Source organism: Ralstonia sp. TCR112, assembly GCF_007997035.1.
GTDB lineage: Bacteria > Pseudomonadota > Gammaproteobacteria > Burkholderiales > Burkholderiaceae > Ralstonia > Ralstonia edaphi.
The window spans coordinates 1-16526 of record NZ_VOSS01000082.1; the positions used below are offsets into that span (position 1 = coordinate 1).

Consider the following 16526-nt stretch of genomic DNA (forward strand, 5'->3'; position numbering starts at 1 on the left):
CGTGCGATGGGCGCAGGAGATGCCGGAAGATTTCCACGCACGTTTCTCCGCGCATCGCCGCACCTATTACTACGCACTGACCTTTGGCCCGACGCGGGCACCGCTGCTCGAAGACAAGGCCGGCTACGTGATGCTGCCGCCCGGCCAATCCCTTGACGTGGCAGCCATGAACGAGGCGGCCCAGGTGCTGGTTGGCGAGCACGATTTCTCGTCGTTCCGCGCGGCCGAATGCCAAGCCAAGTCGCCCGTCAAAACGATGTATTCGATCGAGGTGCGAGGCGAGGGCGAATGGGTGTTCGTGCGCATTCGCGGGAGCGCGTTCCTGCATCACATGGTGCGCAACATCATGGGCTGCCTGGTGGCAATCGGGCGCGGCCGCCAGCCGGTGTCCTGGATGGGCGATGTGCTGGCCGCCCGCAGCCGCGTGGCCGCCGCGCCAACTTTCATGCCCGACGGCCTGTATCTCGCCGAGGTCGGCTATCCTGATGCCTTCTCGTTGCCGGCGTCTCCGGCATCGTCCAGCCTGTTTCGCGGCGTGTTCGACGAGCACGCGGCCTGTGAATCCCGCTTCCGCCATGCCGTTGCACCGTACCCGTATCAAGCTGTGCGGCCTGACCCAGCCGGCCGACGTCGACCACGCAGTCGCGCTCGGCGCCGACGCGATCGGTCTGGTGTTCTATCCGCCCAGCCCGCGTTACGTCGCCATTGAGCGCGCGGCAGAGCTGGCGCGCCGCGCGGGTCCGTTCGTCACCGTGACGGGCCTGTTCGTCAACGCCAGCGCGGACGATGTGGCCCGCGTGCTCGACCAAGTGCCGCTGACGTTGCTTCAGTTCCACGGTGACGAGCCGGCGGAGTTGTGCGCCGAGATTGCCGGGGAGGTCGGGCTGCCGTGGCTGCGCGCCCTGCGTGTTCAGCCCGGGGCCGATTTGGTAGAATTCGCGGATCGGTTTGCCGCTGCCCAAGGCCTGCTGCTCGACGCATTTGTTGAGGGGTATGGGGGTGGCGGCCACGTCTTCGACTGGACCCTCATTCCTCCGCAATGGCTCCCGCAATCGCCATCCTTGCCAACCACAAGCGCCGCTCCTCGGCTCGTTTTGAGTGGTGGGTTGAGCGCGCAAAACGTCGCTGGCGCGATTGAACGCGTGCGGCCTTACGCTGTTGACGTCAGCAGCGGAATCGAAGCCGCACGGGGCGTGAAAGATCACGCCCGGATGACCGCATTTGTGCGTGCGGTCCGCGAGGCCGATGCAGCCCTGGGCGCATCGGTTCAGGCCTGAGCCGATCCGGCAGGTCTTTCGCGACACACGCCTTCCTGAATATCTCCGCCGACGGGGCTTCACCCTCACCTCGGCGGACGCCTCGAGAGATTGCCATGTACAACCTGCCCGACGCCCACGGCCATTTCGGCCCCTACGGCGGCACCTTCGTTGCGGAGACGCTGTCCCACGCGCTCGATGAACTGCGCGATGCCTATGCGCGTTACCAGCACGATCCAGAGTTCATCAAGGAATACGAATACGAGCTGAAGCATTTCGTTGGCCGTCCGTCGCCGATCTATCATGCACGCCGCCTGACCGAACACTGCGGCGGTGCGCAGATCTACCTCAAGCGCGAAGACCTGAACCACACCGGCGCGCACAAGGTGAACAACGTGATCGGCCAGGCGCTGCTGGCTCGCCGCATGGGCAAGCCGCGCGTGATTGCGGAAACGGGCGCCGGCCAGCACGGTGTTGCCACCGCCACGATTGCGGCGCGCTACGGCATGGAATGCGTCGTCTACATGGGCAGCGAGGACGTGCGCCGCCAAGCCGCGAACGTCTACCGCATGAAGCTGCTGGGCGCGACCGTGGTGCCGGTGGAATCGGGCTCGCGCACGCTCAAGGATGCGCTGAACGAAGCCATGCGGGACTGGGTGACCAACGTGGCCGACACCTTCTACATCATCGGCACGGTGGCGGGCCCGCACCCGTATCCGATGATGGTGCGCGACTTCCAGGCCGTGATCGGCGAGGAATGCAAGGTGCAGATGCCCGAGATGACCGGACGCCAGCCGGACGCCGTGATCGCCTGCGTGGGCGGCGGCTCCAACGCCATGGGCATCTTCTATCCGTACATCGACCATGCCGACGTCAAGCTGATCGGCGTGGAGGCGGCGGGCGAGGGCATCGAGACCGGCCGCCACGCCGCATCGCTCACGGGCGGCTCCCCGGGCGTGCTGCACGGCAACCGCACCTATCTGCTGCAGGATGAAGACGGCCAGATCATCGAGACGCATTCGATTTCGGCGGGGCTCGATTACCCGGGCGTCGGTCCGGAGCACGCCTGGTTGAAGGATGTGCAGCGCGCGGAATACGTCGGTATTACCGACAAGGAGGCGCTGCAGTCCTTCCATGACCTGTGCCGCATGGAGGGCATCATCCCTGCGCTGGAATCGAGCCACGCGCTGGCGTATGCGTGCAAGCTGGCGCCGACGCTCCCGAAGGACAAGATCCTGCTGGTGAACCTGTCGGGCCGCGGCGACAAGGATATGCATACCGTCGCCGAATTCTCCGGCATCAAGCTCTGACGGACGCCGCATGACCGAGCGCGCCATCGACGGCATCTTCAACGAGGACTGCATTACCGGGGTCGGGCATCTGGCCGACGGCAGTGTGGACCTCGTCATCGCCGATCCGCCGTACGGGCTGGGCAAGGATTACGGCAACGATTCCGACAAGTTGTCGGGCGATGCCTACCTCGCCTGGTCCGAGCGCTGGATCGATGCGGTGCGGCCGAAGCTGGCGCGCAACGGATCGCTCTACCTGTTCTGCACGTGGCAATACGCGCCGGAACTGTTCGTGATGCTCAAGCGGCGCCTGACCATGGTCAACGAGATCATCTGGGACCGCCGGGTGCCGAGCATGGGCGGCAGCACGCGCAAGTTCTCGTCGGTGCACGACAACATCGGCTTTTTTGCCGCTTCGCGCGATTACTACTTCGATGTCGACGCCGTGCGCATTCCGTACGACGCCGAAACGAAGAAGGCGCGCAGCCGCAAGCGTTTCGAGGGCAAGAAGTGGCTGGAAGTCGGCTACAACCCGAAGGACGTGTGGAGCGTGTCGCGCCTGCACCGGCAAGACCCGGAGCGCGCCGAGCACCCGACGCAGAAGCCGCTGGAACTGGTGGAACGCATGATCCTGGCAAGCTGCCCGCCGGGCGGCCTGGTGCTGGACCCGTTTCTGGGCAGCGGCACCACGGCGGCCGCGTGTGCAAGGCTTGGCCGCCGTTTCGCCGGCTTCGAGATCAACGCCGACTATTGCCGCGTGGCGCGCGAACGGGTGGCTGCTGTGCATGCCGCCGCTGACGCCAACGCGCAACCGACTGAATCGCAGGCGCCTGAGACCATCAAGGTCGCCTGAAACCTGATCCCTCTATGTCCCGCATCGCTCAAACCTTCTCACAACTGTCTGCGCAGGGCCGCAAGGGCCTGATTCCGTTCATCACGGCCGGCGATCCGTATCCCGAGATGACGGTCGACCTGATGCACGCGCTGGTCAAGGGCGGCTCCAACGTCATCGAACTGGGCGTGCCGTTTTCCGACCCGATGGCCGATGGTCCGGTGATCCAACGTGCGTCCGAACGCGCATTGGCGAAGAAGGTTGGCCTGCGGACGGTGCTGGAGTATGTGCGTGTTTTCCGCACCACCGACTCGACGACACCCGTGGTGCTCATGGGTTACGCCAATCCGATCGAGCGGATGGGCGTCGAAGCCTTTGCCAAGGCGGCATCCGAAGCGGGCGTGGACGGCGTTCTCGTGGTCGACTACCCGCCGGAAGAGTGCGAAGCCTTTGCCCAGACCATGCGCGCCGCCGGCATCGATCCGATCTTCCTGCTGGCGCCCACCTCCACCGAAGCGCGCATCGCGCAGATCGCCCGCGTGGCGAGCGGTTACATCTACTACGTTTCGCTCAAGGGCGTGACGGGTGCGGCCACCATCGATCTGGACGCGGTGGCTGCACGCATCCCGCAAATCCGCCAGCACGCGCGGCTGCCGGTGGGTGTCGGTTTTGGCATCCGTGATGCGGCAACGGCACGTGCGATCAGTGGCGTGGCGGATGCGGTGGTGATCGGATCCCGCATTGTGCAATTGTTGGAGGAGGCTCCTCGCGAACAAGCGGTACAATACTTGACTGATTTCATCGCGGAGATCCGCCAGGCGTTGGACGCCTGATCTGCGCGACACTGCATTCAAGGAGCACGCATGAGCTGGCTGGACAAACTGCTTCCGCCCAAGATCCAACAGACCGACCCGTCGCAGCGCAAGGGCATTCCGGAAGGCCTCTGGGTCAAATGCCCGGCTTGCGAGTCGGTGCTGTATCGGACCGACGTCGAGGCCAACCTGCACGTCTGCCCGAAGTGCGACCACCACATGCGCATCGGCGCCCGCGCCCGCCTGGACGCGCTGCTGGACGCCGAAGGCCGCTATGAGCTGGGCCAGGAGATTCTCCCGGTCGACGCGCTCAAGTTCAAGGACACGAAGAAGTACCCCGACCGCATCAAGGCGGCGATGGACGACACGGGTGAGACCGACGCCATGGTCGTGATGGGCGGCGCCATTCACGCGCTGCCGGTCGTCGTGGCCTGCTTCGAATTCGAATTCATGGGCGGCTCGATGGGGTCGGTGGTGGGCGAGCGCTTCACGCGCGGCGCGCAGATGGCACTGGAGCAAAAGGTGCCGTTCATCTGCGTGTCGGCCACTGGTGGTGCGCGCATGCAGGAAAGCCTGCTGTCGCTCATGCAGATGGCCAAGACGACGTCGATGATTCAAAAGCTGGCGGAAGCCAAGCTGCCGTTCATCAGCGTGCTGACCGATCCGACCATGGGCGGCGTGTCCGCAAGCTTCGCGTTCATGGGCGATGTGGTCATCGCCGAGCCGAAGGCGCTGATCGGCTTTGCCGGCCCGCGTGTGATCGAACAAACCGTGCGCGAGAAGCTGCCGGAAGGCTTCCAGCGCGCCGAGTTCCTGCTGCAGAAGGGCGCCATCGACATGATCGTCGACCGCCGCAACATGCGCCGCGAGATCGCCGAGCTTCTGGCGCTCTTGCAGAAGCAACCGGCCGACGCACTGGCCTGATGCTGCACATCTGTTGAACCGAAGCGCGGGCGAGAGTCCGCGCTTCTTGTTTTTGCGCGGCCCAATTCGCTGACGCCGCGCCACCTATTTCGCATGCCTACATTCGATACGCTGTCCGACTGGCTGTCTCACCTGGAAACCGCACACCCGGTCGGCATCGACATGGGCTTGGCCCGCATCAGTCGCGTGCGCGATGCGCTCGGGCTGGAATTCAAGTCAGTCGTCTTCACGGTGGGCGGCACCAATGGCAAGGGCTCGACCTGCGCGATGCTGGAGGCGATCCTGCTGGCCGCCGGCTACAAGGTGGGATGCCATACCTCGCCGCACCTGATCGATTTCAACGAGCGTGCACGCGTGAATGGCGAGATCGCCACCGACGCGACGCTGCTGCCGCACTTCGAGGCGGTGGAGCGGGCGCGCTGCAGCTTTCCCGAGCCCGTCAGCCTGACGTACTTCGAATTCACCACGCTGGCGATCATGCATCTGTTCGCCAACGCGGGTCTCGATGCGGTGATCCTGGAAGTCGGCCTCGGTGGCCGGCTGGATGCGGTGAACATTGTTGATACCGATTGCGCGATCATCACCAGCGTCGATCTTGATCACATGGCCTATCTGGGGGATACCCGCGAGGCCATCGGCTTTGAGAAGGCCGGTATCTTCCGCGCAGGCAAGCCTGCGATCTGCTCGGACCCGGTGCCGCCGATCTCCCTGGTCAAACATGCTGAAGCCATTGGCGCTGATCTTTGGCTGATCGGGCGCGACTTCAACTTTCAGGGCGACAAGCAGCAGTGGGGCTTCAGCGGCCGCGGACGCCGCTGGCCGAGCCTCGGGTACCCGGCATTGCGCGGGGCGAACCAGCTGCTGAATGCATCGGCCGCGCTGGCTGCGCTGGAGTCGGTGCGCGACCGGTTGCCGATCTCGGCGCAGGACGTGCGCCTGGGGCTGTCGCAGGTGGTGCTGCCGGGGCGTTTCCAGGTTCTGCCGGGCCGTCCGTCCGTCATCCTGGACGTCGCGCACAACCCGCACGCATCGGCCGCGCTGGGCCAGAACCTCGAGAACATGGGTTTCTACCGCTACACCTACGCGGTGTTCGGCGCCATGCAGGACAAGGACATCGCCGGGGTGCTGGGCCACATGTTGGACAAGGTCGATCACTGGTGCCTGACCGACTTGCCGACACCGCGTGCGGCGAGTGCCGCAAGCCTAGCGCAGGCGCTGGGCGATGCCGGCTTCCGCGCAGGCAAGGAATCGAGCGTGAGCACATTCAGCGATCCCGCCACAGCCTATCGCAACGCCATGGAGCGGGCGACCGAGGATGATAGAATCGTGGTCTTCGGATCGTTCTACACCGTTGCCGGCGTGCTGGCGGAGCGCAAGAGCCGCGCGCACTAAACCCGGGGCCCTCATGGGACTGTTTTCCATCTTCTCCTCCCGCAAGAACGCTGAAGGCGAACGCACGCGCGGCGCAACCGCCGGCAGTGCTGCCGATGTGGCCCGCGATGCGGTGCGCGGTTCCCGCGCATCGTCTAATGCCCGCAGCCGGGCGTCGCGTCGCACCGACGATGACGACGACGGCCTTGACCCTGAACTCCCTCAAAAACAACGCGCTCGCCGCCGCCTGATCGGCGCCCTCGTGCTGGTTGGCGCCGCCGTGATCGTGCTGCCGCTCATATTCGACGCCAAGCCGCGTCCCGTGACGGATGCCGTTGCCGTGCAGATCCAGGATCAGCCTGTCGATCGTGGTGCAAAGCCGTCGAGCGACGAGCCGAAAGTGGCCAGCCGGCGCTCCGCGTCGCGTCCCGCGGCTTCGTCAACGGATCAGGCGGACGCGCTCGACCAGGGCGAAGAGGTTGTCACAAGCAACGATGCGCCCACAGCAGCGCAGAATCCGCCGGCCGCAGCCAAGCCGGCAACACCGCCCAAGCCCGTCGCGAGCGTGACGCCGCCTGCAGAGTCCAAGCCCGCAACCAAACCTGCCCAACCGGCGGCCCAGCCCGCACAGCAAGCGGCTGCACCGAGCACCGATGCCAGCGGCGGCAAGTTCATCCTGCTGATTGGCGCCTTCGCTTCCGAAGACCGCGCCCGCAATTGGCTGGGCAAGCTCAAGGGCGAGAAGATTCCTGGTTACATCGAACACAAGAAGGTGCCTGACAAAGGCGATCTGGCCTTGCTGCGTGCAGGGCCGTTCAACGATCGGGCATCCGCGGAAGCGGCGCAGAAACGTGCCGAGCAGATCGGCCTGACGCCCAAGCTCGTACAGCAATGACGATGCGGCCGAACGTGTATTCAGCGCGCGCCGCATTTCGCCACAGTCGATTCACGCCGCTGCCCGATGCAACCGACTTTTTTTGACTACGGTGTGCTGTTCATCATCGTCACGTCGGCGCTGATCGGCTTGTTCCGTGGGCTGATCCGCGAAGTGCTGGCGCTGCTCGGATGGTTGTTTGCCGCGTGGGTGGCGTACACGTTTTCGGGTGTGGCCGCGGGTTGGATGCCGGAATCGCTGCCAGGTGGACCGGTTGCACGCACCATTCTCGGTTTCGTCCTACTGTTTATCGTGACGGTGATTGCAACTTCGCTGGTGGGGGCGCTGCTTTCGGCGGCGCTGGCAAGCGCAGGGCTCAAACCGGCAGATCGCGGCCTGGGGATGGTGTTCGGATTGGCACGCGGTGGCGTGATCATCCTTGTGCTGATGACGGTGGCCGGCTTTACCAGCCTGCCTGAGCAGCCGTTCTGGCGCGATGCGATTACGCGGCCCTATGCGGAGCAGGCAGCACAAGCGGCGAAGCCGTTGTTGCCTCCAGATGTCGCGAAGTATGTTCACTATTGATCTGGAGCGTCTGGCCACAAGCTAGGCGATCCGGGAAGCTTTTTCGGCGCCCGCAACGGGTGTGGGCGCCACCAAATACGTTCTCGCTGGAGTTCGACATGTGCGGTATCGTTGGGGTGGTCTCAGCCACGCCCGTCAATCAGCTGATCTATGACAGTCTGTTGCTCCTGCAACACCGGGGGCAAGACGCGGCGGGCATTGCCACCGCATCAGGCAGCACTTTCCACATGCACAAGGCCAATGGCATGGTGCGCGACGTGTTCCGCACGCGAAACATGCGCGGGCTGCCGGGTACGAGCGGCATCGGCCAAGTGCGCTATCCGACCGCAGGTTCCTCCAGCGAAGAAGAAGCCCAGCCGTTCTATGTCAACGCGCCGTTCGGCATCGTGCTAGCGCACAACGGCAACCTGACGAACTCCGATCAGCTGCGCGACGAGATGTTCCGGCGCGACCGCCGCCACATCAACACGCAGTCCGACTCTGAAGTGCTGCTCAACGTGCTGGCCGACGAATTGCAACGCGCCAGCAACGACATTCCGCTGAACCGCGATTCCATTTTCACCGCGGTGGAAGGCCTGCACCGCCGCGTGCGCGGCTCGTACGCCATCGCCGCCGAGATTTCGGGCTACGGCGTGCTGGCTGTGCGCGACCCCTTCGGCATCCGCCCGCTCGCGCTGGGTAGCCAGGAAACGCCGGAGGGCCACATCGAATACATGGTCGCTTCGGAGTCCGTGGCGCTGGAAGGCATCGGCTTCAAGTTCGAGCGTGACGTGGCGCCTGGCGAGGCCGTCTTCATCGACCTCGAGGGCAAGCTGCACACCAAGCAATGCGCCGCCAACCCGGTGCTTTCGCCGTGCATCTTTGAATACGTGTACCTGGCCCGTCCGGATTCGCGTATGGATGGTGTGTCGGTGTACGACGCGCGCCTGCGCATGGGCGATTACCTGGCCGAGAAGATCAAGCGCGAGGTGACCGACAGGATCGACGTGGTGATGCCGATTCCGGATTCGTCCCGCCCGGCTGCCATGCAGGTGGCCAACCACCTGGGCGTGCCGTACCGCGAAGGTTTCTTCAAGAACCGCTACGTGGGTCGCACCTTCATCATGCCGGGCCAGGCGGTGCGCAAGAAGTCCGTGCGCCAGAAGCTCAACGCCATGGCGATTGAGTTCAAGGACAAGAACGTGCTGATCGTCGACGACTCCATCGTGCGTGGCACGACGTCGTCGGAGATCGTGCAGATGGCGCGCGACGCCGGTGCCAAGAAGGTGATCTTCGCGTCGGCCGCGCCGCCGGTGAAGTTCCCGAACGTGTACGGTATCGATATGCCGACGCGGGGCGAACTGGTGGCTTATGGGCGCACGCACGAAGAGATCGCCAAGATCATCGGCGCAGACCAGCTCGTGTACCAGGATGTGGAAGACATGAAGCGCGCCGTGCGCGACGTCAATCCGGCACTGAAGGATTTCGACGCCTCGTGCTTTGACGGCAAGTACGTGACGGGCGACATTGATGAGGCGTACCTGGATCGCCTGGAGGCCGCGCGGAACAATTCTGCCAAGGCGGATCGTGAGAATGCGCAGAACGATGATCCGCGCACGCAACTGCACCTGCAGCGCTCTGCCGTGAACGAGTAAATCTCGAACGCAGCAAACGAAAAGCCCGTCATTGCGACGGGCTTTTTTGTTGGGCGTTGCGATCGTGCCTTACTTGAGCATGCGACGGCGCAGCAGCCACAGGCACAGCAGCAGCGCGGCCACGGCGTACAGCAGCAATACGCCGAGGTGCAGCGCGATGTTGTCAGGCGTGCGCCCGAGCATCAGGGGGCGGATCAAGTCCACCGCATGCGGCAATGGCAGGACGCTTGTCGCCGCGCGCACAGGCGCCGGCAGCTGCGACAGCGGGAAGAACACGCCCGAGAGCAGCATCATCGGCGTGATCACCAGCGTCTGGTAGAACATGAAGAAGTCGTAGTTGGGCGCAAGCGCCGTCATGTTCATCGCCAGGCAGGCGAACGTGAAGCCGGTCAGCACGATGACGGGCAGGGCAAGCAGCGCCTGCGGCATCGACGCATAACCAAGGGCGCCCGCGACGAGCATGATCGCCAGGCCAGAGAGCACCGACTTGCTGGCCGCCCAGAACAGCTCGCCGAGGACCACGTCGCCCAGGCTCAGCGGCGCGTACAGGATCGCCTCCCACGTACGTTGCACGTGCATGCGAGAGAACGCGGAATACATCGCCTCGAAGCTCGCCGACATCATCGTGCTGGACGCCACGGTGCCGGCTGCCAGGAATGCGATATACGACACGCCGTCAACGCGCCCGACGAGCAGGCCGAGCCCGAGGCCCAGGCCGAACAGGTAGATCATCGGGTCGGCCAGGTTGCCCGCCATCGACGGAATGGCCAGCTTGCGCCACACCATGAAGTTGCGCAGCCAGACGTATTGCCAGTTGCGGAAGTTGAGCGGCAGCAGCGGCTGCGGAAAGGCTTGTTGCTGAGAGGGAGTGACTGCGGTTTCAGTGGGCATTGGGGTTCTCTCAATCACGCATTTCGCGGCCAGTCAGGCGCAGGAACACATCTTCGAGATTGGCCGGGCGGTGCAGGTAGCGCAGGCCGGGCATGGTGTGCGTTTCTGCCTGCGTGCGCAGGGCAGCTACGAGCGGCTGCGGATCGCGTGCGTAGCAGAAGAGCGTCTCGCCGCTGATTTCGACGCGCTCCGCCAGGGGTGTGAGCAGCGCGCGCAGGGCGTTGAGATCGTCGCCGTAGACTTCAACCACGTCGCAGCCGATTTCGCGTGCGATGAGTTCCTGCGGCTTGCCTTGCGCGATCTTGCGGCCGTTGTCGATCACGCAGAGTTCGTCGCACAGGCGCTCGGCTTCTTCCATGAAGTGCGTGGTCAGCAGGATGGTCTTGCCGGCGGCGAGCAACGAGCGCAGGCGCTCCCAGATCAGATGCCGCGCCTGCGGGTCGAGGCCCGTGGTGGGCTCGTCCATGACGAGGATGTCGGGATCGTTGATCAGCGCGCGTGCGACCGTCAGCCGCCGCTTCATGCCGCCCGAGAGCGCACGCACAGGCGCATCGGCTTTCTGTTCAAGCCGCGCAAATTCCAGCAAGGTTGGGATGCGCTCGCGAATGGTCGACGCCGACAGGCCAAAGTAGCGTCCGAAGATGCGGAGGTTTTCCGAGACGGAGAAATCAGGGTCGAGATTGTCGAACTGCGGCACCACGCCCACGCGCATGCGCGCGCGGTGTGCGGCTTCGGGAACCGGCTCGTCGCACAGCCTCAGGGTGCCCGCGTCGGGCATCGTCATGCCGAGCAGCATGCGCAGCGTGGTGGTTTTGCCGGCACCGTTGGGGCCAAGCAGGCCGAAGCACTGGCCGCGGCGGACGCTGAAACTCAGGTTGTCGACGACGGTCTGCTCACCGTAACGTTTGCGCAGGCCCTCGACGCTCAGGATCGGTGTGCTGCTCACGCCAAAACCCTCTTGCTCGTATCGCACATTGCCTCCGTTGCAAAACGCCGATTATGCGCCGGCATTTGCATATGCGTATGAGGGGAATGTGCGATGGCATGGTGCTGGTCTCAGGCAATAAAAAGGGCCAGGCGACCTGGCCTGGCCCGAGCTTGCAGCGCGCGCATCGCAGCGCGCTTGGCGGGGGTTACTTGGTGACGGCGTTACCGACCACGCCACCCAGCGCAGCGCCGCCGAGCGTCGCGCCCGGACCGCCCCAGATGGCCGCCCCGGCGACACCACCTGCGGCTGCGCCCAACGCGGTATTACGCTGCTTTGGCGTCATGTCCGCGCATCCGCTGACGGATGCCAATGCGGCCGCCAGAATCAAGGATACGAAGGCACGCATAACAAACTCCTTTTGTCGTCTGTGTGCCTTTATTGAAGGCCATGCATGCCGGTATGTGCAGGTCAGGTTGCCTGAAAGGCTTGTCAGCCGATTCCCACACCTCGAGCGCGGCAGCACAGGACACAGTTCCCGGCGCCGTCAGGCCTTCGCAGGCTTGGGCTGACGCTCGTACTTAAATTCCGGCAGGGCCTTGATCGCATCTTTGGTAGCCCCCCGCAGCACGATCCTGCCTTGGTCGTAGTGGAATTGGTTCACAGGAATGGCCACGTCATGGCGGCCCACGCCCACGAAGCCGCCCGCACCGACGATGGCGAACGAGACGGCGTTCTCCGGCGTCACGATCAAGTCCTGCACATTGCCGACTTTCTCATTGGCCTCGTTGTAGACGGTCTTGCCGAGCACCTGCTTTTTCACACTCACGCCTTTGATCACGGCGTCGAGTTCGGTAACGGATACACCCAGCGCAGCGTGCCCCGCGACTTGCGCGAAGGCCAGTGGCGCGGCGGCAACGGAAGCGGCAGCGATCAGGGCAGCGGTGAGACGTTTCATCGTGACTCCGTAGTCTGGTGAAGGAAGCGTTTCACTCTAACGCGCACATCGCCGGGGCCGCAGACGATTGCGTCCGAAACACCTGTAGGACAAACGGTTGAGGTCAAGGAAATCGGCATCGTGCGCGGCTACACTGAAACGCCCGGCACATGCTGGACGTATTCACCGATCTCACGAGGGAGTAACCGACATGATGACTCTGGAGCAACTCGGCGTTTTGCAACGATCACAGCTTGAAACCTGGATGGCTGTCACCGAAGAGGCGGTAAACGGCGTCAATCGCCTGATCGGACTCAATCTGCAGGCCCTCAAGGCCGGTCTGGGTGAGACAGAGCACTGCCTGCACGACGCCGCGGGCGCCCAGGACGCAGGTGCATGGTGGAACGCTCAAGCCCGCTATCTGCAACCGGCCGGCGAACGCGTCTCCGGCTATACGCGCAATCTTGTGGAGATCGGCGTCGAAACGCAGAACGGGATCGCCCGCGCCCTGCAGCGCCATGGTGATGAAGTGCGCCGCCAATGGGGGTTCGTCGCAGAAAACCTTGTGGACGCCGCGCCTCCTGGCGTCGAGGCCGCCGTCAACTTCTTCAAGACGTCGGTCGGTCTGGAAGTCGCTGCCGCGGAGGCGGCCGAAGATGCAGGCGCAGGCCGAATCCTCACCCCAAGTGACGTGGCCGCCCGGAACGGCACCGCACGCTGAGGCTCCTCTGTACGGGTGACACGCGTCGGCGTGGGCCGACAGTCATTTCGGCACATTCCTACAAAACAGCACGGGCGGAGGTCGATACTCCGTCCGTGCGCGCTTTTCTACACTTCCCACATGCCTATCAACATGTGGGAGGTTGTCATGCCCTATCTCGTTGCCTGGCTCTTGGGTGTTCCCGCGCTTGTGTTGCTGGTGATCTGGCTGTTCGTGCATTGACACGCAGCCTGGCTTATCCAATACGACCCGGAGGACGCATGACTTTCCGAGACGACTGCAAAATCGAGGTATCTGCCTATGAACTCTCGCCGCAAGCGTGGCGCGCGGAAGTAAGTATCCTCCGCGTCAGCAACGGCGAGACCCTGTTAGCGCGTACGACTGTGCGCGAATCGGCAAACACATATCCCAGCGCTGCCAGCGCGCTGGAAGCCGCCCGAGCCTATGCCGAAGCGATGATCGCCTCCGGCGAGTTCGACTGCAGTTCCGCGGTGGACTGAAGCGCGCTCTGCGCCCGGTGTGGTGTTACGTTCTGTTACTAATTCGCCAGCACCGTATCACTTGTGTCAGCAGCCCTGAATACAATACAGATACCGTATTCCGCGCCGGCTACGGACTTGCCCGGCGCTCAAGCTGCAGGTGATGAAGATGATTCGACGCAATGTGCTGTGGATTGCAGGTGCGGCGGCGCTGGCAGTGTTGGCCGTGCCGCAGATGGCGTCGGCGCATGTGAGCGTCGGCATCGGGTTTGGCGTGCCGGTGGCGCCCGTGTACGTTGCGCCTGCGCCGGTGTATTACCCGCCGCCGCCTCCGCCGCCGGTTTATTACGCACCCCCGCCGCCCCCGGCGTATTACGCTCCGGCTCCTGTGTATTACGGCCCGCCCGCGTATGGCCCGGCACCGGTTGTGGTGGGTGCCGGCTGGTACCGGTGGGGTCCGCGTTACCGCTGGTACGACGGACATCGCTGGGGCCATTGGCGTTGAGCGACCTACCTTGGTAAGAGAAGGGCTCCTTTGGGAGCTTTTTTCTTTGGCGGACGTATGCACGTGGCACGGCATCTGCGTCCAATCTCGGTGACAGGTAGGCCGTGCGCGCCAGCCCCGTGACAAAGCGGCGCGGTGTAGAACTGGTGGCGCCCCTAGCTGGTCGATATGACGTCCGCGTGAACGAGCGCGGGCACGTGCGCCGCAGCGGTGCACGTCATGTTCGCAGTCTCATGACCGAAGGAGTCCACATGCAAGTCACCACGCAACGCTTTGCAACGCGCACGCTGGTTGCAGCCGCAAGCGGCTTGGCCCTGGCGCTAAGCGCGGCGGTCGCGCACGCCGGCTCGATCGATCCGTATCAGCCTGCCCACAAGGTGAGCCGCGCCGATGCCTATACCGACGGCGCCAAGGTAAGCCGCGCTGATCCTTACACCGACGGCGCGAAAATGGGCCGCGCCGACCCCTACACCGACGGTGCCAAGACAGGGCGTGCCGATCCGTACACGGATGGCGCCTGCTCCGGCCGTCAACCATAAACGGGGGCGGCGTCAGGATCGCTGCCGCATCGCAACATCAAGCCCGGGCGATACCCGGGCTTTTTCTTTGTGGATATTTCTGGCGCATGCGCGTGTTAACGTTGGCCGGCAAAGGTGCAGGAAACGCTGACACACGGCGCAGGTGGAACGATCCTCGACGATACTGAAACGCAGGAATGTATCGGCTCTTTTGCGTCCTGGGTGCAGGATCATCCGAGGAAACGACCAATGCCGATGGCATACTTTTGCCTGATACGGGGCTTTACGCAGCCCTTGCGCCTTTGCATTACAACGACCAAGGAGAACGTCATGAAAACGAAACCGTGCCTGTGCCAGGACGATGTCACCAAGATCCTGGACGCCGCCGAGAAAGAAGCGCGTGCGCACCAATGGAACGTGACGATCGCGGTGGTGGACGATGGCGGCCATCTGATGGGCCTGCGCCGCATGGACGGCTGCGCCACCATCTCGGCGTACATCGCTCCGGAGAAGGCGCGCACCGCAGCGCTGGGTCGTCGCGAGTCGAAGATCTACGAAGACATCATCAATAACGGTCGCATCTCGTTCCTGTCGGCGCCGCATCTGCAGGGCATGCTGGAAGGTGGCGTGCCGGTGATGGTGGAAGGCGTCTGTGCCGGCGCGGTGGGTGTGTCGGGCGTGAAGTCGACCGAGGATGTCGTGATCGCCAAGGCGGGCATTGCCGCGGTGAATGTGATCTGCTGATACGCAATCGCAATCACCTAAACGAATCAACAAAGGGAAGGGCGCGGCGCAGGTCGTGCCCTTTTTTCTTTGGGCGCGGTGGAGGATAAAGAAAGGCTTGGCTGGCGGTCGTCCGGCAATGCGAAATGATGACGGCTGGCTACGGCCGAATGTCTCCTGAGAGAGACGTCCCCACAAAAGTCGGTGCGTGTTGCGGTGTTACTTGGTCAGGATCAGCTTGCCGAAGCGCGTCACGCGCAGCGTGTAGAGCGCGCCGTTGTGGCGGATGGCCACGGCATTCTGACCGGCAAAGAGTTGTTCGGAGGTCATCACGCGCGTGTCGCCGATGGCAGCGGGCACGTCGTGAGCGGCGCGGGATGTTGCGGAGGCAGGCGACGTGGTGGGCACGGTTTCCCCCAGGGACGCAGGGCGCTTGCGGGCCACGATAACGTGGCGACGACGGGTCACGGTACGTCCTGCGTCTTGGTGTTCGGCAGCATTCATGGAGATGTCCTGGCGGGCGTGAAGCATGGGCTGAGGCGTTGGCTGGCGGGATGCGTGCAGCGAATGCAAGGTAGATTAAATGAGAATCGTTATCATTACAAGCGTGATCTGACGATGGGCTGATCCGTGCCCGGAGAACAAAAAACCGGGCGCGTGGCCCGGTTACGTGAGGTGCTACGTGGTGTCGGTCGCGTCAGTGCTGCGGCTCCGTGACAAAGCCGATACGCGAAAGGCCACCGCGCTGGATGGAAGCCATGACCTGCGCCACGCGCTCGTAGCGCACATTGCGGTCTGCGCGCAGGTGCATCTCAGGTTGCGGCTGCTGCTGCGCGGCCTGCGCGATGTCGGCCTGCAGCGTGGCCTCGTCAACCGGCTGGTTGTTCCAGAACACCTGGCCGTCTGCGTTGATCTCGACGTTCACGCTTTGGGGTTTGGCATCGTCGGGTTTGTTGGACGCGCGCGGCAGGTCGATCTTCACCGCGTGGTTGATCACCGGAATGGTGATGATGAAGATGATCAGCAGCACCAGCATGACGTCGACCAGCGGCGTCATGTTGATCTCGCTCATCACCTCGTCATCGCTGTCGAAAGATCCGAAAGACATGGCGGCTCCTTACTGCTGCTTGACCGCAGTCAGGCGAACGCCGGCTTCGTCCCGCGAGGCACCCGGACGCAGGCGCGCGCCGGTCACGAAATACGCGTGCAGGTCATGCGCGAACCGGTTGAGCTTGGCGATGATGGCCTTG

Annotated in this window: 20 protein-coding genes and 2 pseudogenes; 15 read left to right on the forward strand and 7 right to left on the reverse strand. The window is 63.9% G+C overall.

Features of this window, described 5'->3' with window-relative positions; translation table 11 throughout:
* From FUT88_RS19185 to purF, 10 genes and pseudogenes are all read left to right on the forward strand, one after another.
* Positions 1-553: pseudogene (locus tag FUT88_RS19185) on the forward strand (tRNA pseudouridine synthase A); the annotation flags it as partial.
* A gap of 22 nt (positions 554-575) precedes the next feature.
* Positions 576-1277, forward strand: a complete 702-nt coding sequence (locus tag FUT88_RS19190) for a phosphoribosylanthranilate isomerase (RefSeq protein ID WP_147217517.1) — start codon at positions 576-578, stop codon at positions 1275-1277.
* A 95-nt stretch (positions 1278-1372) separates the two neighbouring features.
* Positions 1373-2566 carry a tryptophan synthase subunit beta gene (gene trpB / locus FUT88_RS19195; protein WP_147217490.1) on the forward strand — a complete coding sequence of 398 codons (1194 nt, stop codon included), beginning with the start codon at positions 1373-1375 and terminating at the stop codon, positions 2564-2566.
* 10 nt (positions 2567-2576) lie between these two features.
* Positions 2577-3398 carry a DNA-methyltransferase gene (locus tag FUT88_RS19200; RefSeq protein WP_102067529.1) on the forward strand — a complete coding sequence of 274 codons (822 nt, stop codon included), beginning with the start codon at positions 2577-2579 and terminating at the stop codon, positions 3396-3398.
* A gap of 14 nt (positions 3399-3412) precedes the next feature.
* On the forward strand, positions 3413-4210 hold the full coding sequence (gene trpA, locus FUT88_RS19205; protein ID WP_147217492.1) for a tryptophan synthase subunit alpha: 798 nt from the start codon (positions 3413-3415) through the stop codon (positions 4208-4210).
* Between the two features lie 30 nt (positions 4211-4240).
* A complete protein-coding gene (accD, locus tag FUT88_RS19210) occupies positions 4241-5113 on the forward strand; it encodes an acetyl-CoA carboxylase, carboxyltransferase subunit beta (protein ID WP_147217493.1) in 873 nt (290 codons plus the stop codon).
* A 93-nt stretch (positions 5114-5206) separates the two neighbouring features.
* The gene (gene folC / locus FUT88_RS19215; RefSeq protein WP_147217495.1) at positions 5207-6505 is read left to right on the forward strand and encodes a bifunctional tetrahydrofolate synthase/dihydrofolate synthase; all 1299 of its coding nucleotides are present in this window, start codon (positions 5207-5209) and stop codon (positions 6503-6505) included.
* A gap of 13 nt (positions 6506-6518) precedes the next feature.
* Positions 6519-7379, forward strand: coding sequence for an SPOR domain-containing protein (locus FUT88_RS19220; protein ID WP_147217497.1), 861 nt, complete (start codon positions 6519-6521; stop codon positions 7377-7379).
* Between the two features lie 66 nt (positions 7380-7445).
* On the forward strand, positions 7446-7943 hold the full coding sequence (locus FUT88_RS19225) for a CvpA family protein (RefSeq protein WP_102067533.1): 498 nt from the start codon (positions 7446-7448) through the stop codon (positions 7941-7943).
* Positions 7944-8041: 98 nt separating this feature from the next.
* Entirely contained in the window at positions 8042-9577 is a 1536-nt protein-coding gene (gene purF, locus FUT88_RS19230) for an amidophosphoribosyltransferase (protein ID WP_147217499.1), read from the forward strand.
* A 69-nt stretch (positions 9578-9646) separates the two neighbouring features.
* On the opposite strand, the gene FUT88_RS19235 is transcribed toward purF, so the two are convergent.
* From FUT88_RS19235 to FUT88_RS19250, 4 genes are all read right to left on the reverse strand, one after another.
* Positions 9647-10468: an ABC transporter permease gene (locus FUT88_RS19235; protein WP_147217501.1), complete on the reverse strand. Its 822-nt coding sequence runs from the start codon at positions 10466-10468 to the stop codon at positions 9647-9649.
* A gap of 10 nt (positions 10469-10478) precedes the next feature.
* Complete coding sequence (gene nodI, locus FUT88_RS19240; RefSeq protein ID WP_147217503.1) at positions 10479-11441, reverse strand: nodulation factor ABC transporter ATP-binding protein NodI; 963 nt, start codon at positions 11439-11441, stop codon at positions 10479-10481.
* A gap of 160 nt (positions 11442-11601) precedes the next feature.
* Positions 11602-11802 carry a glycine zipper 2TM domain-containing protein gene (locus FUT88_RS19245; protein WP_004634401.1) on the reverse strand — a complete coding sequence of 67 codons (201 nt, stop codon included), beginning with the start codon at positions 11800-11802 and terminating at the stop codon, positions 11602-11604.
* Between the two features lie 138 nt (positions 11803-11940).
* Positions 11941-12351 carry a PRC-barrel domain-containing protein gene (locus tag FUT88_RS19250; protein WP_147217505.1) on the reverse strand — a complete coding sequence of 137 codons (411 nt, stop codon included), beginning with the start codon at positions 12349-12351 and terminating at the stop codon, positions 11941-11943.
* 190 nt (positions 12352-12541) lie between these two features.
* On the opposite strand from FUT88_RS19250, the gene FUT88_RS19255 reads away from it, so the two are divergent.
* The 5 genes from FUT88_RS19255 to FUT88_RS19275 all read left to right on the forward strand — a co-directional run bounded on the left by FUT88_RS19255 (position 12542) and on the right by FUT88_RS19275 (position 15297).
* A complete protein-coding gene (locus FUT88_RS19255) occupies positions 12542-13051 on the forward strand; it encodes a phasin family protein (RefSeq protein ID WP_147217507.1) in 510 nt (169 codons plus the stop codon).
* Positions 13052-13311: 260 nt separating this feature from the next.
* Positions 13312-13551 carry a hypothetical protein gene (locus FUT88_RS19260; RefSeq protein ID WP_147217509.1) on the forward strand — a complete coding sequence of 80 codons (240 nt, stop codon included), beginning with the start codon at positions 13312-13314 and terminating at the stop codon, positions 13549-13551.
* Between the two features lie 142 nt (positions 13552-13693).
* Complete coding sequence (locus tag FUT88_RS19265) at positions 13694-14035, forward strand: hypothetical protein (RefSeq protein WP_186829339.1); 342 nt, start codon at positions 13694-13696, stop codon at positions 14033-14035.
* A 251-nt stretch (positions 14036-14286) separates the two neighbouring features.
* Positions 14287-14574, forward strand: coding sequence for a hypothetical protein (locus FUT88_RS19270; RefSeq protein WP_147217513.1), 288 nt, complete (start codon positions 14287-14289; stop codon positions 14572-14574).
* Positions 14575-14883: 309 nt separating this feature from the next.
* Positions 14884-15297: a GlcG/HbpS family heme-binding protein gene (locus FUT88_RS19275; RefSeq protein ID WP_024972523.1), complete on the forward strand. Its 414-nt coding sequence runs from the start codon at positions 14884-14886 to the stop codon at positions 15295-15297.
* A gap of 198 nt (positions 15298-15495) precedes the next feature.
* Here the strand turns inward: FUT88_RS19275 and hemP are convergent, their stop codons facing one another.
* From hemP to FUT88_RS26835, 3 genes and pseudogenes are all read right to left on the reverse strand, one after another.
* Positions 15496-15780 (reverse strand): hemin uptake protein HemP, encoded by a 285-nt coding sequence (gene hemP, locus FUT88_RS19280; RefSeq protein WP_147217515.1) that lies wholly within the window; start codon positions 15778-15780, stop codon positions 15496-15498.
* 193 nt (positions 15781-15973) lie between these two features.
* On the reverse strand, positions 15974-16384 hold the full coding sequence (locus FUT88_RS19285; RefSeq protein ID WP_024975369.1) for an ExbD/TolR family protein: 411 nt from the start codon (positions 16382-16384) through the stop codon (positions 15974-15976).
* A gap of 9 nt (positions 16385-16393) precedes the next feature.
* Positions 16394-16526: pseudogene (locus FUT88_RS26835) on the reverse strand (MotA/TolQ/ExbB proton channel family protein); the annotation flags it as partial.